This is a genomic window from Herbaspirillum sp. C7C8 (genome assembly GCF_022627875.1).
Taxonomy (GTDB): Bacteria; Pseudomonadota; Gammaproteobacteria; order Burkholderiales; family Burkholderiaceae_D; genus Herbaspirillum.
Genome location: NZ_JABXGG010000023.1, coordinates 44,023 through 70,253 on the forward strand (window position 1 = coordinate 44,023; position 26,231 = coordinate 70,253).

The window sequence follows — 26,231 nt, forward strand, 5'->3', positions numbered from 1 at the left end:
CTCGCCGCCCCTAACTGCCCGAAACAGTAAACTTCGTAGCCCGCGTTCCCGTGCGGGCTGCGGTGTTTTCCTTTACGAACAACAGAGGACGCTCCGTGTCATACATAAAAAATCGCAAACGCGCGCCAAACGATTTCCCCGTTTCACACCTCTCCCGCAGCAGTGCGACCGTCATCACCGGACTGGCGATGTCACTGTCGGTCTCCGTCGCCTATGCCGCCGATGCGACCGCAGCTGCCGACAATAACGTTGCGGCGCTACCTGGCGTCACGGTAGAAGCCGCTGGAATCAAGCCCCTGGCTTCGCCCAAGTACACCGCGCCGCTGGCCGAGACCACCCAGACCATTCAGGTGATTGACAAGGAAGTACTCAAGTCCGAGGGCGTCACCACTCTCACCGATGCCATGCGCAATGTGCCCGGCGTGGGCACCTTCAATGCCGGGGAAGGCAATGGCGGCCCCAACGTCGGCGATGCGCTGTACATGCGCGGGCTGGATATTTCCAACAGTATTTACGTCGACGGTATTCGCGACCTCGGTTCAGTGACGCGCGACATGTTCAACATCGAACAGGTCGAAGTCACCAAGGGTGCCGCCGGTACCGACAACGGTCGCGGCTCGGCCGCCGGTTCCATCAACCTGGTAACCAAGCAGCCCAAGCTGGTCGACAGTTTCGACGCATCGGTGGGCGCGGGTAGCGGCAGCTACAAGCGCACCACCCTGGACTGGAACAAGAACCTGGATGAGTTCACCAGCGGTGCTGCCTTCCGGCTGAACCTGGTGGACGAGGATTCCGGCGTGGCCGGTCGCGACTACGTGAAGAACCGCGGCTGGGGTGTTGCGCCCTCGCTGGCCTTCGGTCTGCATACCGATACGCGGGTTTACCTTAACCTGCTGCACGTGGAAAAGAACGACGTCCCCGACAGTGGCTTGTCCACCATCGGCATGGCCGGGTTCTCGGGTACCGTGGCCGGCCTGTCCTCGGCCAGCCAGGTCAACCGCAGCAATTACTACGGCAGCAGCGACTCGCACGATAACTCCATCGCTACGATGGCCACGGCCCGCGTCGAGCACGACATCAACTCCTCGACCATGCTGCAGAACACGACGCGCTGGGGCAAGAACAGTGTCGATTACCTGGCGGTCACGGCTGGCGTCCCGACTACCAGCAACGGCACCATCACCCGGCTGGGTGCGGCCAAGCAGCTCGACGACGAGATCATCACCAATCAGACCAATCTCAGCACGAAATTCAAGACCTTCGGCATGGAGCATAGCCTGAGCACTGGTGTTGAAATCTCGCGGGAGAAACAGACCAATTATGGCCTGACCAAAACCGGCACGCTGTCTTCCGTGAGTCTGTACGATCCTCAGCTCACCTCCAGCGGCCTGACCATCACCCGCAACGGGCAAGACGCCGTGTGGCAGACCGATACGGCAGCGGTGTATGCGTTCGACACCCTCAAGATCAACGAACGCTGGCAGGCCAACGCCGGTCTGCGGCTGGATCACTACAAGACCACCTATAACGCCATCGCCACTACGGGCAATACCAATATCGAAGGCAGCGGTAACCTGTTTACTTATAAACTTGGTGGTCTCTACAAGTTGACCAATAACGGTAATCTGTACGTCAACTACGCGCTGTCGCAGTTGCCGCCGGGCAGCACCAGCAGCTTCGGCGCCTATTCGCTGTCGAGTTCGACCAGCAGCGCCAGCAACCCCAGCATGGAACCGCAGAAATCGAAGACCCTGGAAGCAGGTACCAAGTGGGAATTGTTCGATCAGAATCTGCTGCTGACTGCAGCGCTGTTCAGGACCGATGTCTACAATGAAGTCTATGAGAACGACGATGGCACCTATTCCCAGCTCGGGAAGAAGCGCGTACAGGGAGTGGAGCTGTCAGCCACCGGCAAGATCACCCGCAATTGGGATGTGACGGCCGCCTATACGCATCAGAAGACCGACATCGTGGTGGGCGCGGCGACCGCACAGGATGGCTCTTCTACCTTGCCATATGCCCCCGAGGATGCCTTGAGCCTGTGGAGCACCTACCGCATACCGATGGGCCTGACCGTAGGGGGCGGCGCGCGTTATGTCGGCATCGTCAAGCGCCAGACCAAGCTGGCCACGACGCCCGACCACATCCCCGCGTACTGGGTCTATGACGCCATGGCCAGCTACAAGGTCAGCAAGAACTGGGATCTGCAGTTCAACGTCTACAACCTCTTTGACAAGCACTACATCACGGCCATCAACTACCTGGGATATCGCTATACCCCCGGGTTGGAGCGCTCGGCGCGCGTGACCGTCAATTACCACTTCTGATGGAAGCGATCCCCGGGGCATCCAGCTCCGGGGATTTTTTGAGTTCAAAACGATGTTATTGCACATTCCCAATGTACTGACCCGCGACCAGGTCCGGGCGATGCGCACGGCCATTGATGCGGCCCAATGGATCGATGGTCGTGCCACGGTGGGCAGCCAGGGGGCACAGGTCAAGCGTAATCGTCAGCTGCCGGAGGATTCCCCTGTGGCACGCGAACAGGGACAGATCATCCTGGGCGCCCTGCAGCAGAACCCGCTCTTCTTCCGCGCCGCGCTGCCGGCGCGCTACATGCCGCCACTGTTCAACCGCTATGCCAGTACTGCCCAAGAGACCTATGGCCTGCATGTGGATGGCTCATTGCGGGGCGTTCCCCAGTCGCCGGTATGGCTGCGCACCGATGTGTCCAGCACGCTGTTTCTGAGCGATCTGGAGGATTACGACGGTGGCGGTCTCATCATCGTCGATAGCTACGGCGAACATGAGGTCAAGTTGCCTGCCGGCGATCTGATTCTCTATCCCGCCACCAGCCTGCATAGCGTGGAACCAGTCACGCGAGGCGAGCGCGTGTGTTCCTTCTTCTGGACGCAGAGTCTGATCCGCGATGATGCGCGGCGTACCCTGCTCTATGAAATGGATCGCGCCATCGACAGTCTGCGCAGCCGCGTGGGCGAATGCAACGAGACGCTCACGCTGACTGGCAATTATCACAACCTGCTGCGCATGTGGAGCGAGCCATGAGGCCAGGTTCAAGCCGGACTTAGCCCTGCGAACGCAACCCCACCGCCTTGATCCGCGATTCCAGCACGCGTCCCTTGCGCGCACGCTTGCCCACGTGCGCCAGCAGCTTCTCGCCGGTCAAGGCAATCTCCTTGGGCTTGCTCATGTTGCCGGTACCATGGACCACCACACCCTTCTGGCTGATGGCCTGGGCGGCGACCAGCTTCTCGTTCTTTTCCAGCTCCATCAGGTTCACGCCACGGCCACCGGAAGACAGCGTCTTCATCTCGTCCAGGCCAAACACCAGCAGGCGGCCATTGGCCGACACGCAGGCCACGGCGCTGGCGTCAGCGGCCACCACGCTGGGTGCCAGCGGCAGGGCGCCTTCGTCCAGCGTGAAGAAGCTCTTGCCACCCTTGACCCGGCCAAACATGTCAGACGCCTTGGCGATGAAACCAGCCGCCGCGTCAGACGCCAGCAACAGCGTGGTATCAGCCGGACCAGCAAAGTAATGCTGGATGCTGCTGCCGCTGGCCAGCTCGATGAGGGTCGTCACAGGCACACCATCACCACGCGCATTGGGCAGCGCATTGACTGCAATCGTGTAGACCCGGCCATTGGAGCCAAAGGCCAGCAGGTTGTCCACGGTGCGGCACTCGAAGGCGCCATACAGGCTGTCGCCGGCCTTGAAGGTGAACTGCGTCGCATCGTGGCCATGGCCGGTGCGCGCACGCACCCAGCCCTTCTGCGAAATGATCACCGTCACCGGTTCATCAATCACCTTCTGCTCGAAGGTGGCGCGCTCGGCTTCCTTGATGATGGTGCGGCGGGCATCGCCATAGGTCTTGGCGTCGCCTTCGATTTCCTTGATGACCAGACGCTTCATCGAGGAAGGATTGTCCAGCAGATCCTGCAGGGTGGTCTTCTCGCTGCGCAGCTCGGCCAGTTCCTGCTGGATCTTGATGGCTTCCAGTCGCGCCAGCTGGCGCAGGCGGATTTCCAGGATGTCTTCGGCCTGACGGTCGGAGAGCTTGAAGGCATCCATCAGGGCCGGCTTCGGTTCGTCCGATTCGCGGATGATCCGGATGACCTTGTCGATGTTCAACAGCACCGCTTCCCGGCCTTCGAGGATGTGGATACGGTCGTTGACCTTCTGCATGCGGAACTGCGTGCGGCGGGTCACCGTCTCGAAGCGGAAACTGATCCACTCGGTCAGGATGTCGCTCAGGCTCTTCTGGCGTGGACGACCATCGCCGCCAATCATCACCAGGTTCAGCGAGGCGCTGGTCTCCAGTGAGGTCTGTGCCAGGAGCGTGTTCATGAACTCGGTCTGGTCCTGGTTCTTGGACTTGGGCTCAAACACCAGGCGCACCGGCGCTTCGCGGCCGGACTCGTCACGCACGGCGTCGAGCAGGCCGAGGATGGTGGCCTTCTGGTTTTGCTGTTCGGGCGTGAGCGACTTCTTGCCGAGTTTGAGCTTGGGGTTGGTCAGTTCTTCGATTTCTTCCAGCACGCGCTGCGAGGACACGCCCGGCGGCAGTTCGGTAATGACCGCCTGCCACTGGCCGCGCGCCAGGTCTTCGATCTTCCAGCGTGCGCGCACCTTCAGGCTGCCACGGCCGCTCTGGTACATCTCCGCGATGGTCGACGTCGGGGTGATGATCTGGCCGCCACCGGGGAAGTCCGGGCCGGGGATCAGTTCCATCAGCTCGGCATGCGTGATCTTGGGATTGCGGATCATCGCCACGGCCGCCCTGGCCACTTCGGTGAGATTGTGCGAAGGAATCTCGGTGGCCATGCCCACCGCAATGCCGGAGGCGCCGTTCAAGAGCAGGAAGGGCAGGCGCGCCGGCAAGAGGCGCGGTTCTTCGGTGGAGCCATCGTAGTTGGGCTGGAACTCCACCGTGCCCATGTCGATTTCATCGAGCAGCAACTTGCTGATCGGTGTCAGGCGCGCTTCGGTGTAGCGCATCGCCGCGGCACCATCGCCATCGCGCGAACCGAAGTTGCCGTGTCCGTCGATCAAGGGATAGCGCAGCGAGAAATCCTGCGCCATGCGCACCAGCGCGTCATACACCGACTGGTCGCCGTGCGGGTGCAGCTTGCCCAGCACATCGCCGACCACGGCGGCGGACTTGCGCGGCTTGGCCGCCGAGTTGAGCGACAGTTCATTCATCGCGTAGAGGATGCGGCGCTGCACCGGCTTCTGGCCATCGGCCACGTCGGGCAGGGCGCGGCCCTTGACCACCGAGATCGCGTAATCGAGATAGGCGCGTTCGGCGAAGGTGGACAGCGTCAGCGATTCGCCATCGGGCGCCGCCGGAGCTTGGTCAAACAGGGTCGGTTGATCGGTCATGGAGCTTGTCTTGTTGTGTTCGTGATGACAGGGTTAATCGTTGAGGGTCGGCTCGCGCGGCGGCAGTGTCACCTTCAGGCGCGCATTGCCGGGGGCGTCGGCATGGCCGCGCTCACCGGCGGCAATGCGCAGCGCACCGGCCGGGCGATACAGTTCATAGAAGCGCGACACCAGCCGCACATAACCCCGGGTCTCGGGATAGGGCGGAATCTTGTTGCCGTATTTCTGCACTGTGCCTTCCCCGGCGTTGTAGGACGCAATGGCCAGTTCCACATGCTGCGGGAACATCGCCAACAGATCGCGCAGGTAGCGCGCGGCCAGGCGGATGTTGATCTTCGGGTCGGTCAGCTTCTGGTGCAGGGTCTTGCGGCGGTCGCCTTGCAGGCCGTAGCGCTCGGCGGTGTCGGGCAGAATCTGCATCAGGCCGACTGCGCCCTTGCTGGACACCGCCTTGGCATTGAAGCCGGATTCAGCCGTCAGCACCGCCTTGAGCAGCGCGGCATCCAGACCGAATTCCCTGGCCGCATCGGTGAGCAGACCATCGTACTTGCGCGCATCGCGATGGGCCAGCATGGTACGTACGAAGGGCGGATCGGCGGGGGTGACGGCTTCCTTGCTGCCAGGATGGTTCAACAGTGAGGCGCTGCTGGCCATGAGCTTGTCCGGATCGTCCAGCGCCTGGGCATAAAAGTGGACCGCACCATCGGCGTCGGTGTACCGGTACACAATGGTCCTGGGCTTCTTGCTGCCGCTGTCCTTGCTGCTGCCATCCTTGCCGGTGTCCGTTGCTTCCACCCGCATGTGCGATACACCATCGGCATCGGTGTACCGGACCACTTGCTGCGACTGTACCGGTCCAGTACACAGCAGTGTCACCCCGCCGAGAAGGGCGGTGGCGAACACACTGGTGGACAGGAACGCGGCGCGGGGCATGTCAGATGTCTGCTTCGGCTTCGTTGCCGTGCTCTTCGATCCAGGCACGGCGCGAGGCCGCTTCGCCCTTGCCCATGAGCATGTTGAAGCGCTCTTCGGAAGTCTGCACGCCGGGCTCGCCGAAGCTGATCGGCAACAGGCGCCGGGTGTCGGGGTTCATGGTGGTTTCCCACAACTGCTCGGCATTCATCTCGCCCAGGCCCTTGAAGCGGGAAATGCTCCACGCCCCTTCCTTGAGGCCATCCTTGCGCAGCTTGTCTTCGATGGCTTCGAGTTCGCCATCGTCCAGCGCATACAGCTTCTGCACCGGCTTCTTGCCACGTGCGGGCGCATCCACGCGATAGAGCGGTGGGCGCGCCACGCAGATGTTGCCGTTCTCGATCAGCTTGGGGAAGTGACGGAAGAACAGCGTCAAGAGCAGTACCTGGATGTGCGAGCCGTCCACGTCGGCGTCGGACAGGATGCAGATCTTGCCGTAGCGCAGGCCGGAGAGATCAGGCGTATCGTTGATGCCATGCGGATCGACACCGATGGCCACCGCGATATCGTGGATTTCGTTGTTGGCGAAGAGGCGGTCGCGCTCGGTTTCCCAGGCGTTCAAGACCTTGCCGCGCAAGGGCAGGATGGCCTGGAATTCCTTGTCGCGGCCCATCTTGGCGGAGCCACCGGCAGAGTCGCCTTCGACCAGGAAAATTTCATTACGCGTCACATCCGAGGATTCGCAATCGGTCAGCTTGCCCGGCAGCACGGCCACACCTGAAGATTTCTTCTTTTCGACCTTTTGCGCCGAGCGCAGGCGGCTCTGGGCTTGCTTGATGACCAGTTCGGCCAGCTTCTTGCCGTATTCCACGTGCTGGTTCAGCCACAGTTCCAGCGCCGGACGCGAGTAACCGGCGACCAGTCGCACGGCATCTCTGGAGTTCAGGCGCTCCTTGATCTGGCCCTGGAATTGCGGGTCCAGCACCTTGGCCGAGAGCACGAAGGAGACGCGCGCAAACACGTCTTCGGCCAGCAGTTTCACGCCCTTGGGCAGCAGCGAGTGCATTTCCGCAAAGCTCTTGACCGCCGAGAACAGGCCCTCGCGCAGGCCCGATTCGTGGGTGCCGCCGTTGGAGGTGGGGATCAGGTTGACGTAGGACTCGCGCACCACCGCGCCTTCCTCGGTCCAGGCCACCACCCAGGAGGCGCCTTCGCCCTCGGCGAAGCCTTCGGCATCCTTGCCGGCGAACTGTTCGCCTTCGAACAGCGGGATCAGGGTTTCACCGCTGCCGGTCTGGGCCAGTTGCTCCATCAGATAGCCGCGCAGGCCCTGGTCGTACTGCCAGTTCTGGGTGTCGCCGGTTTTGGCGTTGATGAGCGTGACCTTCACGCCCGGCAGCAGCACCGCCTTGGAGCGCAGCAGGCGTTGCAGCTCGCCCAGCGGAATAGTGGCCGAGTCGAAATATTTGGCGTCGGGCCAGACGGTCACGCGCGTGCCGGATTTCTTGTCGTCGCGGGTGGCGGGGCGCGACTGTAGTTTCTCGATGACGTCGCCGCCCGAGAAGGCCAGGGTATGCACGCCACCTTCGCGCCAGACCGTGATTTCCAGGCGCGTGGCCAGGGCATTGGTGACCGACACGCCCACGCCGTGCAGGCCGCCGGAGAAGGCATAGGCGCCGCCCGAGCCCTTGTCGAACTTGCCGCCCGCGTGCAGGCGGGTGAAGACGATCTCGACGGTCGGGACCTTTTCTTCCGGGTGCAGGCCGACCGGGATGCCGCGTCCATCGTCTTCCACGCTGACGCTGCCGTCGGCATTGATGGTGACGATGATGCTCTTGCCGTAGCCGCCCAGCGCTTCGTCGGAGGCGTTGTCGATCACTTCCTGGAGGATGTGCAGCGGGTTCTCGGTGCGGGTGTACATGCCCGGACGCTGCTTGACCGGCTCCAGTCCCTTGAGGACGCGGATCGATGATTCACTGTAATCGGACGGGGTGGTTTTTTTGGTTGCCATGCAGATGAGTGGTCGTGGCTGATGCCGGAGGGTTGTTGTCTGTTCATTCAGCGCCGGCCCGGCAGAGGGCCATCGTGCGCTGCAAAAGCGCATTCTAATGAAAATTCCGGGGATTCGGCGTCCGGCGCGGCGGAATGTTCCCTACGGGGCAATACTTGTCGGTAACAGCCCGTAAATCCTGTTAAAAACGCGCACAAAAAAGGCTTGCGCGCACGCAAGCCTTGTCAGAGGGGCAATCAGAGGGGCCCATGCGGGGCTCAGGCAGCCAGCAGTCCTTCCACCGCCAGGGCCATCGAGAGCAGGCGCTTGTCCGCGCCACCGGCGGCAGCCAGTGACAAACCAACCGGGGCGCTGCCTGCGGCATGGCAGGGCAGGGAGACCGCACAGCCATCGAGGAAGTTGATCAGCGTGGGATTGCGCAGCATCTTGCCGTTGGCGGCGTAGTAGGCATCGTCGCTGGCTTGCAGTTCGGCAATGCGTGGCGCCACGATGGGCACGGTCGGCATGACCAGCGCATCATAGCCGGCCAGTTGCGCCTGCACCTCGGCGATCCAGCGCGGGCGGGCGTGCAGCACGTCCAGCAGGTCGGCCGCACTCATGTCCTTGCCGCGCAGGATGCGCGAGACCACGCGCTGGTCGTAGCCGGCCGCGTTCTCGGCGATCAGCGCGCGGTGCCAGGCATAGGCTTCGGCTGCCGTGAAGCCGCCCTTGGCATTGATGGCGGCCAGGGCATTGAAGGCGGGGACTTCGGTTTGGACGATGACGGCACCCGCAGCGGCGAGCTTGTCCAGGGCCGCGCGGTAGGCCTTGCCGACGGTCTCATCCATGCCGTCCAGCACGATGTTGGTCGGGGCCAGCAGACGCAGGCCGCGCAGCGGGTGAGCCACCACAGACACATACGCTTCACCGGCCAGTACAGCATCCATGATGGCACAGCATTCTACCGATACAGCCAGCGGGCCAATCGAGTCCAGGTAAGCGGACAGTGGCAGTACACCCTGCATGGACACCCGCGCTGCCGTGGGTTTGAAACCGGTCAGGCCGTTCAGCGCCGAGGGGATGCGCACCGAGCCGCCAGTATCCGAACCGACGGCGGCGAAGGCCATGCCATCGGTGACCGAGATGGCCGCACCGGAAGAGGAGCCGCCGGGAATGCGGCCACCTTCCACGTTGCGCTCCCAGGCATTTTGCGGGGTGCCGTAATGCGGGTTGATGCCCAGGCCGGAGTAGGCGAACTCGGTCATGTTGGTCTTGCCGATGACGATAGCACCGGCCTTGAGCAGATTCTGCACCACGACCGCATGCGCGGCGGCAGCGGGCTTGCCGCGCAAGACGACCGAACCGGCCAGCGTGGTCTCGCCGGCGACGTCAAACAGATCCTTGACCGAGACCGGTACACCTTCCAGCGGCGAGCGGCACAGCTTGGCCGCGCGCAGGGTATCGGAGGCGCGGGCGGCAGCGCGCGCCTGTTCGGCGTAGACGCTGGTGAAGACACGGGCGCCTTCGCCCGCCGGATCGGCGATGCGGGCCAGGGCTTGTTCGGTCAGTTGCAGGGAAGTGATGCGGCCGGCATCGAGGTCGGCGGCCAGTTGGGACAGTGTGCTGGGCATGATGATGCAATTCGGTGAGGTCGGACGAAGACAGGCAGAAGGATGCGCAAGTATCGCATTGCCAAGCGCATCCCACCAAGCGGATCAGGCCACTTCGGCCAGCGACTCGGACACGTAGTGGTGCCGCAGCGCACGCTCGCGGCGCGGGTCGAACAATTCCATCGTGAAGGCCGCCGCAGGACGGATGCCGCCGATGGCACCCACGGTGCCGCAGGTCATGCCGCAACCCTCGGGCAGGGTGGCCCTGCCGTCGGTGAAGCGCGCGATCAGGTCGGCCGGCGTGCGCAGCGAGGCCAGTGTGCCTTCCTGATAGAGCCGGGTGGTGCCGTCTTCCTCGATCCAGGAGCGGATCACCAGTTCATCCCAGTAGTCGGCCACCTCCGAGAGCTTCCACGCGCTGCTGCCCACGGGCTTGACGCAGGCCTGCTTGGAGAAGGCCACGCTGTGCGCTTCCAGCTTGCGGTCGGTGTGGTCGGAGGCGATCGAGACATAGAGCTCGCCGCCGCTGTTGAAGACGAAGGTCTCCACTTCGCCTGAGGACGCTTCGCCCAGCACCTGCACCCGGGCCGCCTGCGAGAGCTGGTTGGCCGAGACGCGGTAGAACAGGGGCACCGCACTGGGACGTGAAATGCCCAGCGCTTCCAGTTCTTCGATGTGATGCTCGATGGCCGCCATGTCGCGGCCGGCCCAGCCGGCGATGACCAGGGTGTCGATGTCGGTCTGGAGGGTGGATCGGTCGGGGAGGGTAAAAGTCAGCTTCATGAGGTTTCATTCCAACAGGGTGAATCAGGAGAGGCTGGCCGGGGGAGGCGGCCAGCCAGGGGAAATCAGTGCTTCTTGACGCACACCACCACCAGGAAACTGGCGAGGAACTCCAATGCGGCCACAAAGTACAGGCCCGAGGACAGCGATCCGGTGCTGGTCTTCAATGCGCCGATCATGTAGGGGGCCACGAAGCCGGCCAGGTTGCCGATGGAGTTGATGAGGGCGATGCCGCCGGCCGCTGCGGTGCCGGCCAGGAAGGCGCCGGGGATCGACCAGAACACCGGGAAGGCCGCCAGGATGCCGATGGCTGCCAGGGTCAGCGAGCACAGGGCCAGGGTGGCGTTGCCCAGTGTCATGCCGGTGGCGATCAGGCCGAGGCAGGCGATGAGCGTGGCGATGGCGCTGTGCAGGCGGCGCTCGCCGGTCTTGTCGGAGTGGAAGCCGTTCCAGATCATCGCCAGTGTGCCGGCCACGAAGGGGATGGCGGAGATCAGACCGATGTGCAGGTTACCCTTGATGCCGATTTCCTTGATGATCGAGGGGGCCCAGAAGGCGATGGTGGCATTGCCGCTGACCACGCAGAAATACACGGCCGCGCAGATCCAGACACGGTAATTGCTACAGGCATCCTTGAAGGAGAAATGCTTGCCCGGTGCGCTGTTCTCGGCGGCCAGCACCTGGGTGACGGCGCTCTTCTCGGCTTCGGTCAGCCATTTGGCATTGGCCGGCTTTTCCGGCAGCCAGGCCAGCACGGCAAAACCGGCCAGGATGGAAGGAATGCCTTCGATGATGAAGAGCCACTGCCAGTTGGCCAGATGGCCCACGCCTTCCATGCTGCTCATGATGAAGCCGGCAATGGGGCCGCCGACCGCACCGGCGATGGCGAACGAGGTCATGAACAGTCCATTGACGCGGGCGCGGCGCTGTGCCGGGAACCAGTAAGTGAGATACAGCACCACGCCCGGGAAGAAGCCGGCCTCGAAGATGCCGAGCAAAAAGCGCAGGACGTAGAAGCTCGTCGGCGTGGTGACGTAGGCCATGGCCATCGAGGCCAGGCCCCAGAGGATGGTGATGCGCGCCAGCGTCTTGCGCGCGCCGATCTTTTCCAGCAGCAGATTGCTGGGCACCTCGAAGAGGAAATAGCCGATGAAGAAGATGCCCGCGCCCAGCCCGTACACCGCTTCCGAGAACTGCAGGTCCTGCAGCATCTGCAGCTTGGCGAAGCCGACGTTGACGCGATCGATCCAGGCCAGCACGAACAGGAAAACCAGGAAGGGAATCAGGCGCCAGGCGATCTTGCCGTAGGTGGCTTCCAGGCTGGCTGCAGCGCTGGCAGAGGGCGCTGCGGTGGCCGCAGCGGATGGGGAATACGACATGGAAAACCTCCTCAAGTGTGGCCGGCGTCCGCTGTACGGCGCCGTGTTGTGTTCTGCATGGATGGACGGGTAGGGTGTCGGTCCCGGTACGGCAGGACCGGTCAGGTGCCGGTTGCCGCCCAAAGGCAAAGGCGCCGGTCTCAATTCAGTATGGAGAGGCAGGGCGGGCGCTGTCCAACAAGAAAATCTGAACAGGATTGATTGAAAAATCTTATGAGCAAAAGCAGGGCGCGTTTTGCCTCAGCATGGTGCTGCCCGCACGCCGGTGCAGATCGGCGCGCAGCGCAGCCTGCAGGCGGGAGGACGGGCCATGTCAGCCAAGCGGGGCGGGCAGTCGCGCAATCTCCTGGCCCCAATTGAGTGCGAAGTCGGAAGCCGTTTCCTGGGCGATGCGCGCCACCGTTTCGGTCAGCGGATTCTCATGGTCCGAGCGGAAGCAGGCGATCAGCGCCAGCGCCGGGAACTCGGTATCGACCCGCAGCAGATGCAGGCTCTCTTCGTTGAGTTCGCGCTGGATGATGGCCGGCGGCACGGCGGTGATGCCGAAGCCATCGGTGGCCAGCCGGATCATGGTGGCCACCGAGGCGATGCAGTTGATGTGCAAGGTGCGCTCTGCGCGCTCACTGCCCGAGAACAGTCGTTCGATCACCGCGTGCGGACCGGAATTGCGGGCGAAGCTGATGATGGGGAAGGCCGCCAGGTCGCTCAGCGAGAGCGTCTCGCTGCCGATGTCCAGCTTGGGGCTGCCGACCCAGCGCATGGGGAATTCACACAGCGCAATGTTGCTGACCTGCGGACCGATCACCGGTTCGGCCTGCAGCACCAGGTCCAGGTTGCTCTTGCTGAACTGCTCGTGCAGGTGGATGGTGGTGTCGCTGACGATCTCGATCTGCAGACGTGGAAAGGCCCGGTGCAGGCGCCCGAGAAAATCCGGAAACCAGCTGTGCACGATGGATTCGATGACGCCAATGCGAATGACGCCGGCAAAGACTTCGCGGTCGGACATGTCGTCCTTCATCTCGCGCATGAGCTTGACCATGCGCTCGGCGTGGACCAGTGCCTTGCTGCCATCGGCAGTGAGCGCCACTTCGCGCGCGCTGCGGTCGAACAGCCGTACGCCGAAATCCTGCTCGAGCGAGGCGATGCGGCTGGATACGGCAGCCTGCGTGGTGTGCAGGCGCTCGGCGGTGAGCCTGAAATTGCGCAGCCGGGCCAGCCAGACGAAGGTTTCAAGAAAACGGATATTCATGGGCGGGCAGGACGGTATGAAGAAGCGTATTTTATCGTCTTCGCCAGCGCGCGCGCCGCGTCATTTTTGGTGCGCCGCGCCATGAATCTTCCTTCATCTGGTGCACATCTGCTGCATTTCATGCGCTCAATCGCGTGCTTCTGGTGCGTTATATCGATATTCGAATTTTGAAAGTATTTTTTCTTTACTCTCGGAGAAAATGAAAATATATTTACATTTTTTCGGCGGGACTGAAGCAAATGACATGTCCTGCACGATGATAAAGACGTCCGCATCAGCGGGCGCAACAGGACAAGAATAGTGGTGGCAGGGCTCTCTGCAAACGAAATAAATGATTTAAATGATGTAAACGATTTATTTCTTTTGCGTTTTGTTTGCGGAGGGCGGTGAGTTCAATGACAACGGGGTAGCGGACGGTGACACATCAGCCGAAGAACATCAGTTTGCAGGGCGCCGGTGCGGTAGCACAGGCCGTGGGCAAGCTGTATCCGCAACTGTCCAAGTCGCACCGCAAGACAGCCGATTATGTGCTGGGCAATCCCTTCCGCGCCGCCACCATGACCATCGACGAACTGTCGGAAGCAGCCGGGATCTCGGTGGCCACCGCCAACCGCTTCGCCCATGCGCTGGGCTTCGATGGCTATGCCTCTTTCCGTGCCGCGCTGGTGTCGGATTTCGCCACCACCCTGGCACCGGTGGAAAAGCTGCGCGAGCAGGTACAGCGCAGCGCCACCAGCGCCGAGATCATGGCCGCGGCCTTCGACAGCGACATCGCCAACATCGAAGCCACGCGCCGCATGCTCACCGCCGAGCATTGCGAGCAGGCGGTCGACATGATCCTCTCGGCGCAGCGCGTCTTCATCACCGGCTTCGGCGCCTCGGCCTACCTGTCCGGGTTGATGGCCCATACGCTGGAACCCTACGTGCGCACCGTCAGTTCGGTGGCCATGGCGGGCGGGCCGTCGCAGGCGGCGCGGCAGTTCTTCAAGCTCGACAGCGATGACCTGGTGATCTCGATGGTGTTTCCGCGCTATGCCGCCGACACCGTCTGGCTGACCCAGCGCGCGGTGGAGAAGGGCGCGCGCGTGCTGGCCCTGACCGATACGCCCGGTTCTCCTCTGGTGCCGCTGGCCGATGTCACCTTGTATGCCCAGACCGATGGCCGCCTCTCGCCGACCTCGGATGCGGCTGCACTGATCCTGATCCAGGCGCTGTGCGATGCCGTGGCGCACCGTGCGCGCCGCTCGGTGCAGGCGGCTACGCAAATGACTGAATTCGTGCTGCCCTGGCTGTACCTGGCCCAGCAGCAACAGCGCGGTGGCTCCACGCCGGTCGCCAAGCCCGTGCGGGCGACTGCCAGGCGCGCTCCAATCAAAGGAAAGACCAACGCATGACCACTCCGGTAATTGTCATCCACGGCGGCGCAGGCACCATCACGCGCGCATCGCTCACGGCCGAAGACGAGGCCCGCTATCACCAGGCGCTCTCCGACATCGTGGCCGCCGGCCAGGCCGTACTCAATGCCGGTGGTTCGGCCCTGGAAGCCGTCACCGAAGCGGTGCGCCTGCTGGAAGACTGCCCGCTCTTCAACGCCGGCCATGGTGCCGTCTACACCAGCGAAGGCAAGCATGAGCTGGACGCCTGTGTCATGAACGGTGCCGACCTCGCCTCGGGTGCGGTGGCCTGCGTGACCAATCTGCGCAACCCCATCCTGGCTGCACGCACGGTGATGGAAAACAGCGAACACGTCCTGCTGGTGGGCCCTGCCGCCGAAGCCTTTGCGGCGCGCCACGGTGCGGTCACGGTCGAACCCGCTTACTTCCATACCGATGCCCGCCACGAACAATGGCTGCGCGTACGCGGCCAGTCGCGCGCCATGCTGGATCATGATGCTTCCTCGTTCGCCTTCGCTGAAAAAGCCGCCGCGCCCAAGGAGCCCATCGACCCTCACCACAAGTTCGGCACTGTCGGCGCTGTCGCGCTGGATCAGTTCGGCAATCTGGCAGCGGCGACTTCGACCGGTGGCATCACCAACAAGCAACCTGGCCGCGTGGGCGATTCGCCCATCATCGGCGCTGGCTGCTATGCCAACAATGCCACCGTAGCTGTGTCGGCCACCGGTACCGGCGAAGCCTTCATGCGCACTGCCGCCTGTTACGACATCGGTGCGCGCATGGCCTACGCCGGCCAGTCGCTGGAAGAGGCCAGCCGTGCCGTGGTCTTCGAGACCTTGCCCAAGGTGGGCGGACGCGGTGGCGTGATCGCCATCGATGCCCACGGCAACCTGGCCTTGCCCTTCAATACCGAAGGCATGTACCGCGCCTATGGTCGTGGTGAACTGGCTCCGGTCACCGCCATTTACGCAGCACCGGCCTGAACGGCCGAGCAGGAGAGAATCAAGATGCAACAGTCCCAACGCGTGCTCGACGTCAGTCACCTCAACGTGCGCTTTGCCACTTCCGAGCGCACCGTCGATGCGGTGCGTGACCTGTCCTTCCACGTCGATCAGGGCGAGACCCTGGCCATCGTCGGTGAATCGGGCTCGGGCAAGTCGGTGTCGTCGCTGGCCATCATGCGCCTGATCGAACACGGCGGTGGCAAGATCGCCAGCGGCAGCCTGCAGTTCCTGCGCCGCAGCGGCCAGACCCTGGACCTGGCGCAGGCCGACAACGCCACCATGCGCAGCATCCGGGGCGCGGAGATCGCCATGATCTTCCAGGAACCGATGACCTCGCTCAATCCGGTCTTCACCGTCGGCGAGCAGATTGCCGAATCGATCCGCCTGCACCAGGGCATGAGCCGCGCTGCCGCCCAGGCCGAGGCGTTGCGCATGCTGGAGATGGTGCGCATCCCCGAAGCGAAGCGTGTGCTGGGTCGCCATCCGCACCAATTGTCGGGCGGCATGCGCCAGCGCGTGATGATCGCCATGGCACTGTCCTGCAAGCCCTCCTTGTTGATCGCCGATGAACCGACCACCGCTCTGGATGTGACCATCCAGGCGCAGATCCTGCAACTGATCCGCTCGCTGCAGCAGGAGATGCAGATGGGCGTGATCTTCATCACCCACGACATGGGCGTGGTGGCCGAAGTGGCCGACCGTGTGGTGGTCATGTGCCGTGGCGAGAAGGTGGAAGAGAACGAAGTCCGGCAACTCTTTGCCGCCCCTGCCCATCCCTATACCCAATCCCTGCTGGCCGCCGTGCCGCGCCTGGGCTCCATGCGCGGCACCGACAAACCGCTGCGTTTTGGCATCGCCCCCCAGGCCGAGGTGCGTCCCGACCTGATCGCCAGCGAACTGCAGGCCCAGGCGGAGATTGCCGCCCAGCGCCAGCCCATCCTCAAGGTGCGCGACCTGACCACGCGTTTCGATGTCAAGAGCGGCATCTTCGGGCGCGTCAGACAGCGCGTGCATGCGGTGGAGAAGGTCAGCTTCGATCTCTACTCCGGCGAGACCCTGGCCATCGTCGGTGAATCCGGTTGCGGCAAGTCCACTACCGGGCGCTCGCTGCTGCGCCTGGTCGACATCGCCGGTGGCAAGGTCGAGTTCGGTGGTCGTGACCTGGCGCAACTGCCGCGTTCGGAATTGCGCCAGCTGCGCCGCGACATCCAGTTCATCTTCCAGGATCCGTTCGCCTCGCTGGATCCGCGCATGACGGTCGGCTATTCCATCATGGAGCCGATGCTGGTGCACGGCATGAAGGAGGGCGCGCAGCAACGCGTGGATGCCTTGCTCACCCGCGTGGGACTCACGCCCGAGCACGGCCAGCGCTATCCGCACGAATTCTCCGGCGGCCAGCGCCAGCGCATTTGCATTGCGCGCGCCCTGGCGCTGAACCCCAAGATCGTCATCGCCGATGAATCGGTATCGGCGCTGGACGTGTCGATCCAGGCTCAGATCGTCAACCTGATGCTGGACCTGCAGGCCGAGCTGGGCATCTCCTTCATCTTCATCTCGCACGACATGGCGGTGGTGGAACGCATCAGCCACCGCGTGGCGGTGATGTACCTGGGGCAGATCGTGGAGATCGGTCCGCGCCGGGCGATTTTCGAGAATCCGCAGCACCCCTATACGCGCAAGCTGATGGCGGCCGTGCCGGTGGCCGATCCGACCCTGCGCCAGCCGGGCAAGAAACTGATGACCGATGAAATTCCCAGCCCGATCCGGCTGGTCGGCGATGAGCCCAAAGTGGAGCCTTTGCGGGAAGTGGCTCCCGGGCACTTCGTGGCCCAGCACCGTATTGCCGGCGCTTTTTGAGCGGCGGTCCGTGTTCTTGTTGTACCAAAATGCAGTCAGCGCAGTAAAACCCAACTACGTCGTACCAACCTCGCTTTACTGATCAGGAGAGACCACATGTCTACAACAGCAACTCAAAAGGGTGTATCGGCGGCCAAATGGCTGGCAGTCGCGGCCCTCGGGACCACGCTGCAGTTCGCCGCAGCGCACGCGTTTGCGGCCAAGACCGTGACGCTGGCGGTGTATTCGACCTTCACCACCATGGATCCTTATGACGCCAACGACACGCTCTCGCTGTCCATGGCCAAGTCCTTCTATCAGGGCCTGTTCGGTTTCGACAAGGACATGAAGCTGGTGCCGGTACTGGCCGAAGGCTACCTGGTCAGCAAGGATGGCCTGGAATACACCATCCGCCTGAAGCAAGGCGTGAAGTTCCAGGATGGCACCGATTTCAAGGCCGATGCGGTCAAGGCCGTCTTCGACCGCGTGACCAACCCGGACAACAAGTTGAAGCGCTACAACCTCTTCAACCGCATCGCCAAGACCGAGATCCTCAACGACTACACCGTCAAGATCGTCCTGAAGGAACCGTTCTCGGCCTTCATCAACGTGCTGGCCCACCCCTCGGCCGTGATGATCTCGCCCACCGCCCTGAAGCAATACGGCAACAAGGACATCGCCTTCCACCCGGTCGGTACCGGTCCCTTCAAGTTCGTGGAATGGAAGCAGACCGATTACGTCAAGGTCGAGAAGTTTGACGGTTACTGGAAGAAGGGCTATCCCAAGGTCGATGAAATCATCTGGAAACCGGTGGTCGACAACAACGCCCGCTCGGCCATGATGCAGACCGGCGAGGCGCAGTTCACCTATCCGCTGCCCTACGAACAGGCTGACCTGTTGAAGAGCAAGTCCAACCTGGACGTGATCTCGGCGCCCTCGATCATCCAGCGCTACATGTCGATGAACACCAAGCAGAAGCCCTTCGACAACCCCAAGGTACGCGAAGCCATCAACTACGCCATCAACAAGCAGGCACTGGTGAAGGTGGCCTTCAATGGCTATGCCACGCCGATGGAAGGGGTGGTGCCGCAGGGTGTGGACTACGCCTTCAAGACCGGTCCGTGGCCGTACGATGTGAAGAAGGCCAAGGCCCTGCTGGCCGAAGCGGGCTATCCCAACGGTTTCGAAACCGAACTGTGGTCGGCCTATACCCACAGCACTGCCGTGAAGATCATCCAGTTCCTGCAGCAGCAACTGGCGCAGGTGGGCATCAAGGCCAAGATCCAGGCCCTGGAAGCCGGCCAGCGCGTGGAGCGTGTGGAAAGCTGGCAGGACCCGGCCACCGCACCGGTGCGTCTGCTCTACATCGGCTGGTCCTCTTCCACCGGCGAAGCCGACTGGGCACTGCGTCCGCTGCTGGCCTCCGAGTCCATGCCGCCGCGTCTGTACAACACCGCCTACTACAAGAACGACAAGGTGGATGCCGACATCGCCAAGGCCCTGACCCTGACCGACCGCAAGGAAAAGGAAGCGCTCTACAAGGACGCCCAGCAGCAAGTCTGGAAAGATGCGCCATGGGCCTTCCTGGTCACCGAAAAGCTGCTCTATGCCCGCAACAAGAACCTCAAGGGTGTCTACGTGATGCCTGACCAGGCGATCGACTTCGAGAACATCGAGCTGACCAAGTAAGACGGCAGTACCCGGCTGGCGGCGTGCTCATGCGCGCCGCCGGCAGCATTCCTGCGACGGGCCTGCGCCCGTTGCCGCAACAAGCAAGGCTTCGATCCACCGTGGCAGCGGCCTTCTTCAGAGAGCATCATGTTTTCCTTCGTCATCAAACGCCTGTTAGGCCTGATCCCCACGCTGTTGCTGGTGGCGGTCCTGGTTTTCCTGTTCGTGCACCTGTTGCCCGGTGATCCGGCGCGGCTGGCGGCCGGTCCCGAAGCCGACGACAAGACGGTGGCGCTGGTGCGCGCCGACCTCGGCCTGGACAAGCCCCTGCCTGAACAATTCGTGAATTTCTTCGTCAAGGCCGCCCAGGGCGACTTTGGCCGCTCCATCCGCAGCAAGCGCCCGGTCTCCGAAGAGATCGCCGCGCGCTTCTGGCCCACTTTGTGGCTGACCATCGTGGCGATGATCTGGGCAGTGCTGTTCGGTCTCATCATCGGCATTTCCTCGGCCGTCTGGCGCAACAAGTGGCCGGACCGCCTGGGCATGACGCTGGCGGTATCCGGCATTTCCTTCCCGGCATTTTCGCTGGGCATCCTGCTCATGCAGATCTTCTCGGTCAAGCTGGGCTGGCTGCCCACCGTGGGCGACGATACCTGGCGCCACTACATCCTGCCTTCGCTCACCCTGGGGGCGGCGGTGGCGGCGGTGATGGCGCGCTTCACCCGTTCCTCCTTCATCGAGATCCTGCAGGAAGACTTCGTGCGTACCGCGCGCGCCAAGGGCCTGACCGAAACCGTGGTGGTCATCAAGCACTGCCTGCGCAATGCACTCATCCCGGTGGTGACCATGATGGGTCTGCAGTTCGGCTTCCTGCTGGGCGGCTCTATCCTGGTCGAGGTGGTGTTCAACTGGCCGGGCATGGGACGCCTGCTGGTAGATGCCGTCGAGATGCGTGACTACCCCATCATCCAGGCCGAGATCCTGCTGTTCTCGCTGGAATTCATTTTCATCAACCTGGTGGTGGACGTGCTCTATGCCGTGATCAACCCCAGCATTCGTTTCAAGTGAGGGGAATCATGTCGCTCTCCAATTCGCCTCTGGCCGCCACATCCGAAACCGGTGCGCCCCTGCCGCCGCCCGATCCGGCCGCCGTTGCGGCCTCTGGCCAGAAGATTCGCACCCCCTGGCGCGAGTTCTGGCGCAAGTTAAAGAAGCAGCGCCTGGCTGTCTATGCGGGCGTGTTCATCCTGCTGCTGATCCTCGTCGCCATCATCGCGCCCTGGATCGTTCCCTTCGATCCCGAGAATTTCTTCGACTACGATGCACTGAACTCGCCGCCCACCTGGGTCCACTGGTTCGGCGTCGATTCGCTGGGCCGTGACATCTTCAGTCGCATCCTGATGGGGGCCCGCATCTCGCTGGCCTCGGGCTTCTTCTCGGTGGCCATCGGCGCGGTGATCGGTACCGTCTTCGGTTTGCTGGCCGGGTACTACGAAGGTTGGTGGGACCGCATCACCATGCGTATCTGCGACGTGCTGTTCGCCTTCCCCGGTATCCTGCTGGCCATCGGCATCGTCGCCATTCTGGGCGGCGGCATGATCAACGTCATCATTTCGGTGTCGGTGTTCAGCATCCCGGCCTTTGCGCGCCTGGTGCGCGGCAATACCCTGCAACTGAAGAAGCTCACCTACATCGAGGCGACCCGCAGCATCGGCGCGTCCGACATGACCATCATGTGGAAGCACATCTTCCCCGGCACCATCTCGGCCATCGTGGTGTATTTCACCATGCGCATCGGTACCTCCATCATCACCGCTGCCGGCCTGTCCTTCCTGGGCCTGGGGGCGCAGTCGCCGACGCCGGAATGGGGGTTGATGTTGAACGAAGCCCGTGCCGACATGGTCACCTCGCCGCACGTGGCGCTGGTGCCCAGCATCGCCATCTTCCTCACCGTGCTGGCCTTCAACCTGCTGGGGGACGGCTTGCGCGACGCGCTTGATCCCAAGATCGACCAGCGTTGATGATGAACTTGCAGGTCCCGCATATCGGCCCACTGCCGGCCGGTCCACGCAACAGCATCTGTGATGTGGCCGGCGTCACGGTCGGTCATTGCACGCTGGCGGCCGGTGCAGTGCAGACCGGTGTGACCGTGATCGCCCCGCATGGCGGCAATCTCTTCACCCACAAGCTGCCCGCTGCTGCGGCCGTCATCAATGGCTTCGGCAAGAGTGCCGGGCTGGTGCAGCTGGAGGAGCTGGGTTTGCTGGAAACGCCCATTGCGCTCTCCAATACCTTTGCTGTCGGTGCGCTGCTCAATGCGCAGATCGCGCATGCGCTGCGGGCCAATCCTGAATGCGGGCGCAGCCTGCCTACGGTCAATGCGCTGGTGCTGGAATGCAATGACGGCTATCTGAATGACTTGCAGGCCATGGCGGTACAGCCCGCGCACTTCGAGGCGGCCCTGCAGGCGTTGTCGACTGAAGTGATGCAAGGCTCGGTCGGGGCAGGGCGGGGCATGTCCAGCTTCGGTCTCAAGGGCGGCATCGGGACGGCTTCACGCATGGCCAGTCCCGGTGCTTCGTCGCAGACCTATACCGTCGGGGCAATGGTCTTGTCCAACTTCGGCCGCCTGTCAGAACTGATCCTGGCTGGTGATCCGCTCGGCGCGCGACTGGCCGCTGCCGAAACGCCCGATGCGGCACCCGAGAAGGGCTCCATCATCATGGTCCTGGCGACTGATGCGCCGCTGGATGCACGGCAGCTGAAGCGCCTGGCCACCCGCGCCGGTGCCGGACTGGCGCGGACCGGATCGGCCTATGGACACGGCAGCGGCGATATCGCACTGGCCTTCTCGACCGCCCAACGCATCGAGGCAGATGCCGACTGCCTGCAAATGACCCTGCTGGCCGATCACCTGCTGGACCCGCTGTTCCATGCCGCCGCCGACAGCGTGGAGCAAGCCATCGTGCATGCGCTCTTCGCGGCCGAGACGGTGCGCGGGCGCGATGGCAACGTGCGGATCAGCCTGCGTGATCGGCTGGCTGAGCACCCCGATTTACCTGGAAAAACCTCTCTATGAACAAACGCGCCAACATCCTGGTCTCCGTCGACATCGAAGGCGTGGCGGGGGTCTTCCATCCCGAGCAGACCCGCGCCGGCAATGGCGAATATGAACGTGCGCGCCGCTGGATGACCGAGGAAGCCAATGCCGTCATCCGTGGTGCGCTGGCTGCCGGTGCCACGGCCGTCAAGGCCAACGACGCGCACGGCGGCTATCGCAATCTCTTGCCCGATCTGCTGCACCCGCAGGCGCGCATGGTGCTGGGCAAGCCGCGCGTGCTGGGCATGATGGGTGGTGTGGATCAGGAGATCGATGCCGTCATGCTGGTGGGCTACCATTCGCGCGCCCAGGGGCGCGGCATTTTGGCGCACACCACCAACAGCTTCGCCTTTGCCCGCGTCTGGCTGGACGGGCAGGAGCTGGGCGAGGCCGGGCTCTACGGTGCGCTGGCCGCCGAGCATGGCGTGCCGGTGATCTTTGGCAGCGGCGATGATGCCTTCATCGAAGAGAACCAGCCCCTGTTCCCGCATGCGGTGTTTGCCGAGACCAAGAAGGCCTACGGCGCCAACAGTGGCGACTCGCTCACGCCGCAGCAATCCTGCGTGCTGCTGGAAGAGCGAGCCCGCCAGGCGGTGGCCGCACTGGTTGCCAACCCGGCTGCCATGCCGGTGTTGCCCCTGCGCGGCCCGCTGCGCTGCCGCCTGCAGACGCAGACGGTGGCGCAGGCCGATCTCTTCAGTCAGTTGCCGATCCTGGAGCGCAGCGATAACGTCACCGTCGAATTCGATGCCCCGACTGCGGAATATGCGGTGCGTGTGCTCAACAGTTTGTCGGCGATGTCGGCCATGCTGCGCTGACCACGTCAACTCTCATTTGATGGGACGTTGACGCTCATTTGGGAAGATTCTAAGATGAGAGTCCGAACCTGACCAAATGAGAGGTTGACCATGGCAACACGCGCCGCTGTCGCATCTGCTGCCAGCAAGCGTTCTGCCGGCCTGGGGGCCAAGCCGCGCGACTTCGAGCGTTTCGCCCGGATGGACCCGATCAGCCAGGGCCGCATCATCCGCGACGGCATGGACGCCATCATCGCCGAGCGCGTGGCGCGGGAGCTGTTGCAGATTCCTTTGCAGACCCTGCTGGCTGGCCTGGGCCTGCCCAGTTCCACCATCCTGCGCAAGATTTCCCGCAAGGAACGGTTGTCCGGTTCGGAATCGGACCGCATCGCCCGCGTGCTCTACATCCGCGAGCAGGCGGCCGATGTGTTCGAGGATGAGGGCCTGGCTGCAGAGTGGATGCGCCGCGCCAATGCCGCGCTCGGTGGACTGACGCCGCTGGAAGTGCTCGATACCCAGCCGGGTTATGACCGGGTGCGTGACATTCTGTCGCGCATTGCCTTCGGGATCGCCGCTTGAAAGTCTATCGCCTGGCCAAGGAGAAGCCGGGGCATTATGCCGCCGATGACTTGTCCGGCAATGGCGCTGCCTTGAGCGGCGGGCGCTGGAATCCGCGTGGATCGCGCGTGCTCTACACCTGCTGCAGCGCGTCGACGGCCTTGCTGGAATCGCTGCTGCACATGGCCGGGCTGATGCCTCGGGCGCATTACTGCCTGGTCGTGCTGGAAGTCCCGGATGCCGAGGTGCGCAAGGCCTACGTGCCAGGCCTGCCGCCGGACTGGGCCGATATCGCGCGCGATCCGGCCAGTACGGCCGCCCTCGGCCAGCACTGGATCGAACAGGGCAAGCACCTGGTGATGAAGCTGCCTTCGGTGGTCAGCCCGACCGATTTCAATCTCTTGCTCAATCCCTTGCATCCACAGATGGCGAGCGTCAAGGTGCTGGAAAAGAAGCCGTTCCGGTTTGACGCCCGGCTGTTCGGCTGAGCGGTCTTCCCGTTTCTGTCGTCAGCGCGCCTTGCTCTCGATGAGCTTGACCAGCGCATGCACGGTCAGGTTGACGGGGGTAGCGATGCCATGCGCCTGTGCGCGCCGCACGATGTAGCCGTTGAGGTGATCGATCTCGCTGGGCTTGCCGCGCGCCACGTCCTGGGCCGTGGAAGAAAACTGCGTGGGCATGGTCTCGATGATCTTGCGTACGGCCACGTCCACATCGCCCGTCAGGGTCACGCCTTCAGCCGCCGCCACGGCCTTGCATTCGGCTACCAGGTAGCCCATCACCTCCAGCACGCCCACGCCTTCGACCAGCTTGCCGTAAGGCAGCTGGGTGATGGCCGAGAGGGCGTTGTAGGCGCAGTTGATGATGAGCTTCAGCCACAGCGCACCACGCACGTTGTCGGAAATCTCGGTGGGCACACCGGCGGCGATGAACGCATCGGCTGCCTGCTGGCTGCGTGCAGCGGGTTCGATCACCAGTTCGCCACGGCCATGGTGCTTGACGTGGCCAGGGCCGGCCATCTCGGTGGCAACGTAGACCACGGCGGCCGACACCGGTTGCGGGATCACGGTGCGCAGGCGCTCGGCATTGTCGGTGCCGTTCTGCAATGTCAGCACCAGCGTGTCGGGCGCGAGGTGCGCTCGCAGTTGCGCGCCGGCCGTTTCGGTATCGGGGGATTTGACGCAGAACAGGACCAGATCGGCCCCGGCTGCGATGGCCGGATCGGTGCTGGCCTTGACGGGGATGGTCTCGTCGAAGGTCCTGGCTTCCAGTCGCAAGCCCTTGGTGTTGAAGGCTTCCACGTGCTGTGGCCGGCCGATCAGGACCACTTCGTGTCCCGCCCGCGCCAGCATCCCGGCGAAATAACATCCCACGGCACCTGCGCCCATCACGGCTACTTTCATGTGTGTCTCCCTGCCTGGAAAATTGAAGTCAGGCGGGAAGCCTAACACAGCACCGGCGCGCTTTCAGCGGCGGGTCAGCATTGGACAGGGGAGAGGGGCGTGCCGGGAGTCAGACAGCTGTCGTTGCATCGATAAAGCTCGGGCCGATCTTCACGTGAGCAGACCGAGGACGTACCCGACGAAGGTCTATCGTCCCGACGAAGAAGGCTCGGACGGCACCGGTTTGAGTGGAGCAGGCGGTCGATTATCTTGAACGTATCGAATGGGCGGCGGGGGCGGGGGCGGTGGAATCTTCTTTGTTTCGCTCATTGACTTCTCCAGTTTGATGGGTGCGGTGATCAATACACGTACGGGTGAGTCTTTTTCCTGCTTGTTCAATCCGGAAAAGTAAAACACCATCAGGGCAAACGTGGCATACATTCCGGCATGAATGAGAAATTTCAGCGTGAGGTGCAGATGATAAGCCCTCGTATCGTTGGCGATCGCATTGGCTGACGATGTGCGACCGTATTGTTCGGATAACATGGAGCGAAACGCGTCTCTGGCAAGCTCGTCAGCGTTTTCGAGATGCTGATAGAAGCCGTAACATTCTGATTTGTAGCGAGTCCAGAACACGCCAGGCGCTACGAATTGATACTCGGTTCCCCATGCAGCCTTGATGAAATACGAGGTGCCAAGAAAGATGAAAGAGCCTGAGAAAAAATAACATCCGTAAAAAACATGGAGCCAGGTTCCAGAGGCGGTCCGATCAAGATTTTGCAGCATGAAGCCCAGGATGCCGACCATCGCAACCCCGATGGCGAATGGCATTTGGAGCCGTGCATTTACCTTGTCCCGAATATCCACTTCGTGGAAATACAGCTTCTCGCAGAGCCCGAATAATTCGTCATTGATGCTCTTGCTCTTTTCATCTGCAGACATGATCTTGACCTCTCGTGTTCGCGGGACCGCTTTGTGCCCAACCCTCGCCACAGGCCGGCGAGCTTGGTGACCTTACTACTGTCTCAAGGGCCGTTCACGATCGAGGAGCAATACGCGGGAGGAAGTCGAAAATTTTGTATGTCACCCTAGGGCCTGTTCACATTAAATCTGCGAGTGCGAGAGGTCGCCAAGCGTTGACTGCCTAGGCGCGGCGACGCGCCGT

At 62.8% G+C, this 26,231-nt stretch carries 21 protein-coding genes; 12 read left to right on the forward strand and 9 right to left on the reverse strand.

The features are described from left to right. Window positions 1–95: 95 nt before the first annotated feature. Both HWE01_RS20630 and HWE01_RS20635 read left to right on the forward strand, forming a co-directional pair. On the forward strand, window positions 96–2,327 hold the full coding sequence (locus tag HWE01_RS20630; protein ID WP_299538069.1) for a catecholate siderophore receptor Fiu: 2,232 nt from the start codon (window positions 96–98) through the stop codon (window positions 2,325–2,327). Between the two features lie 52 nt (window positions 2,328–2,379). Beyond that, a complete protein-coding gene (locus tag HWE01_RS20635; RefSeq protein ID WP_241822736.1) occupies window positions 2,380–3,066 on the forward strand; it encodes a Fe2+-dependent dioxygenase in 687 nt (228 codons plus the stop codon). A 19-nt stretch (window positions 3,067–3,085) separates the two neighbouring features. On the opposite strand, the gene parC is transcribed toward HWE01_RS20635, so the two are convergent. The 7 genes from parC to HWE01_RS20670 form a co-directional block, all read right to left on the reverse strand. Beyond that, window positions 3,086–5,401: a DNA topoisomerase IV subunit A gene (parC, locus tag HWE01_RS20640; protein WP_241822737.1), complete on the reverse strand. Its 2,316-nt coding sequence runs from the start codon at window positions 5,399–5,401 to the stop codon at window positions 3,086–3,088. Window positions 5,402–5,434: 33 nt separating this feature from the next. Beyond that, window positions 5,435–6,334 carry a lytic transglycosylase domain-containing protein gene (locus HWE01_RS20645; protein ID WP_241822738.1) on the reverse strand — a complete coding sequence of 300 codons (900 nt, stop codon included), beginning with the start codon at window positions 6,332–6,334 and terminating at the stop codon, window positions 5,435–5,437. Window position 6,335: 1 nt separating this feature from the next. After that, window positions 6,336–8,324: a DNA topoisomerase IV subunit B gene (locus tag HWE01_RS20650; RefSeq protein ID WP_008327740.1), complete on the reverse strand. Its 1,989-nt coding sequence runs from the start codon at window positions 8,322–8,324 to the stop codon at window positions 6,336–6,338. A gap of 257 nt (window positions 8,325–8,581) precedes the next feature. Continuing rightward, entirely contained in the window at window positions 8,582–9,934 is a 1,353-nt protein-coding gene (locus HWE01_RS20655) for an amidase (RefSeq protein WP_241822739.1), read from the reverse strand. Window positions 9,935–10,018: 84 nt separating this feature from the next. Continuing rightward, on the reverse strand, window positions 10,019–10,696 hold the full coding sequence (locus HWE01_RS20660) for a DUF2848 domain-containing protein (RefSeq protein WP_241822740.1): 678 nt from the start codon (window positions 10,694–10,696) through the stop codon (window positions 10,019–10,021). Between the two features lie 65 nt (window positions 10,697–10,761). Continuing rightward, window positions 10,762–12,075 (reverse strand): MFS transporter, encoded by a 1,314-nt coding sequence (locus HWE01_RS20665; RefSeq protein ID WP_008327747.1) that lies wholly within the window; start codon window positions 12,073–12,075, stop codon window positions 10,762–10,764. A gap of 313 nt (window positions 12,076–12,388) precedes the next feature. Continuing rightward, window positions 12,389–13,324 carry a LysR family transcriptional regulator gene (locus HWE01_RS20670; RefSeq protein WP_008327752.1) on the reverse strand — a complete coding sequence of 312 codons (936 nt, stop codon included), beginning with the start codon at window positions 13,322–13,324 and terminating at the stop codon, window positions 12,389–12,391. 416 nt (window positions 13,325–13,740) lie between these two features. On the opposite strand from HWE01_RS20670, the gene HWE01_RS20675 reads away from it, so the two are divergent. The 10 genes from HWE01_RS20675 to HWE01_RS20720 all read left to right on the forward strand — a co-directional run bounded on the left by HWE01_RS20675 (window position 13,741) and on the right by HWE01_RS20720 (window position 24,172). Then, window positions 13,741–14,718 (forward strand): MurR/RpiR family transcriptional regulator, encoded by a 978-nt coding sequence (locus HWE01_RS20675; RefSeq protein WP_034350173.1) that lies wholly within the window; start codon window positions 13,741–13,743, stop codon window positions 14,716–14,718. After that, window positions 14,715–15,701, forward strand: a complete 987-nt coding sequence (locus HWE01_RS20680; protein WP_241822741.1) for an isoaspartyl peptidase/L-asparaginase family protein — start codon at window positions 14,715–14,717, stop codon at window positions 15,699–15,701. The genes HWE01_RS20675 and HWE01_RS20680 overlap by 4 nt, the downstream gene beginning before the upstream one ends. A gap of 24 nt (window positions 15,702–15,725) precedes the next feature. Further along, window positions 15,726–17,579 carry a dipeptide ABC transporter ATP-binding protein gene (locus HWE01_RS20685; protein WP_241822742.1) on the forward strand — a complete coding sequence of 618 codons (1,854 nt, stop codon included), beginning with the start codon at window positions 15,726–15,728 and terminating at the stop codon, window positions 17,577–17,579. 96 nt (window positions 17,580–17,675) lie between these two features. After that, the gene (gene gsiB / locus HWE01_RS20690) at window positions 17,676–19,247 is read left to right on the forward strand and encodes a glutathione ABC transporter substrate-binding protein GsiB (RefSeq protein ID WP_008327761.1); all 1,572 of its coding nucleotides are present in this window, start codon (window positions 17,676–17,678) and stop codon (window positions 19,245–19,247) included. Between the two features lie 129 nt (window positions 19,248–19,376). After that, window positions 19,377–20,297, forward strand: coding sequence for a glutathione ABC transporter permease GsiC (gsiC, locus tag HWE01_RS20695; RefSeq protein ID WP_008327762.1), 921 nt, complete (start codon window positions 19,377–19,379; stop codon window positions 20,295–20,297). A gap of 8 nt (window positions 20,298–20,305) precedes the next feature. Further along, the gene (gsiD, locus tag HWE01_RS20700; RefSeq protein WP_241822743.1) at window positions 20,306–21,250 is read left to right on the forward strand and encodes a glutathione ABC transporter permease GsiD; all 945 of its coding nucleotides are present in this window, start codon (window positions 20,306–20,308) and stop codon (window positions 21,248–21,250) included. After that, window positions 21,250–22,308, forward strand: a complete 1,059-nt coding sequence (locus tag HWE01_RS20705) for a DmpA family aminopeptidase (protein ID WP_241822744.1) — start codon at window positions 21,250–21,252, stop codon at window positions 22,306–22,308. Before gsiD ends, HWE01_RS20705 begins: the two co-directional genes overlap by 1 nt. Further along, complete coding sequence (locus tag HWE01_RS20710) at window positions 22,305–23,147, forward strand: M55 family metallopeptidase (protein WP_241822745.1); 843 nt, start codon at window positions 22,305–22,307, stop codon at window positions 23,145–23,147. The genes HWE01_RS20705 and HWE01_RS20710 overlap by 4 nt, the downstream gene beginning before the upstream one ends. Before the next feature lie 90 nt (window positions 23,148–23,237). Further along, window positions 23,238–23,705, forward strand: coding sequence for an Xre family toxin-antitoxin system antitoxin (locus HWE01_RS20715; protein ID WP_008327767.1), 468 nt, complete (start codon window positions 23,238–23,240; stop codon window positions 23,703–23,705). Then, on the forward strand, window positions 23,702–24,172 hold the full coding sequence (locus tag HWE01_RS20720; protein ID WP_241822746.1) for an RES family NAD+ phosphorylase: 471 nt from the start codon (window positions 23,702–23,704) through the stop codon (window positions 24,170–24,172). Before HWE01_RS20715 ends, HWE01_RS20720 begins: the two co-directional genes overlap by 4 nt. 21 nt (window positions 24,173–24,193) lie before the next feature. On the opposite strand, the gene HWE01_RS20725 is transcribed toward HWE01_RS20720, so the two are convergent. Together HWE01_RS20725 and HWE01_RS20730 are read right to left on the reverse strand one after the other, a co-directional pair. Beyond that, window positions 24,194–25,087 carry a ketopantoate reductase family protein gene (locus HWE01_RS20725; RefSeq protein WP_241822747.1) on the reverse strand — a complete coding sequence of 298 codons (894 nt, stop codon included), beginning with the start codon at window positions 25,085–25,087 and terminating at the stop codon, window positions 24,194–24,196. Between the two features lie 186 nt (window positions 25,088–25,273). Further along, on the reverse strand, window positions 25,274–26,008 hold the full coding sequence (locus HWE01_RS20730) for a hypothetical protein (RefSeq protein ID WP_241822748.1): 735 nt from the start codon (window positions 26,006–26,008) through the stop codon (window positions 25,274–25,276). Between the last annotated feature and the right edge of the window lie 223 nt (window positions 26,009–26,231).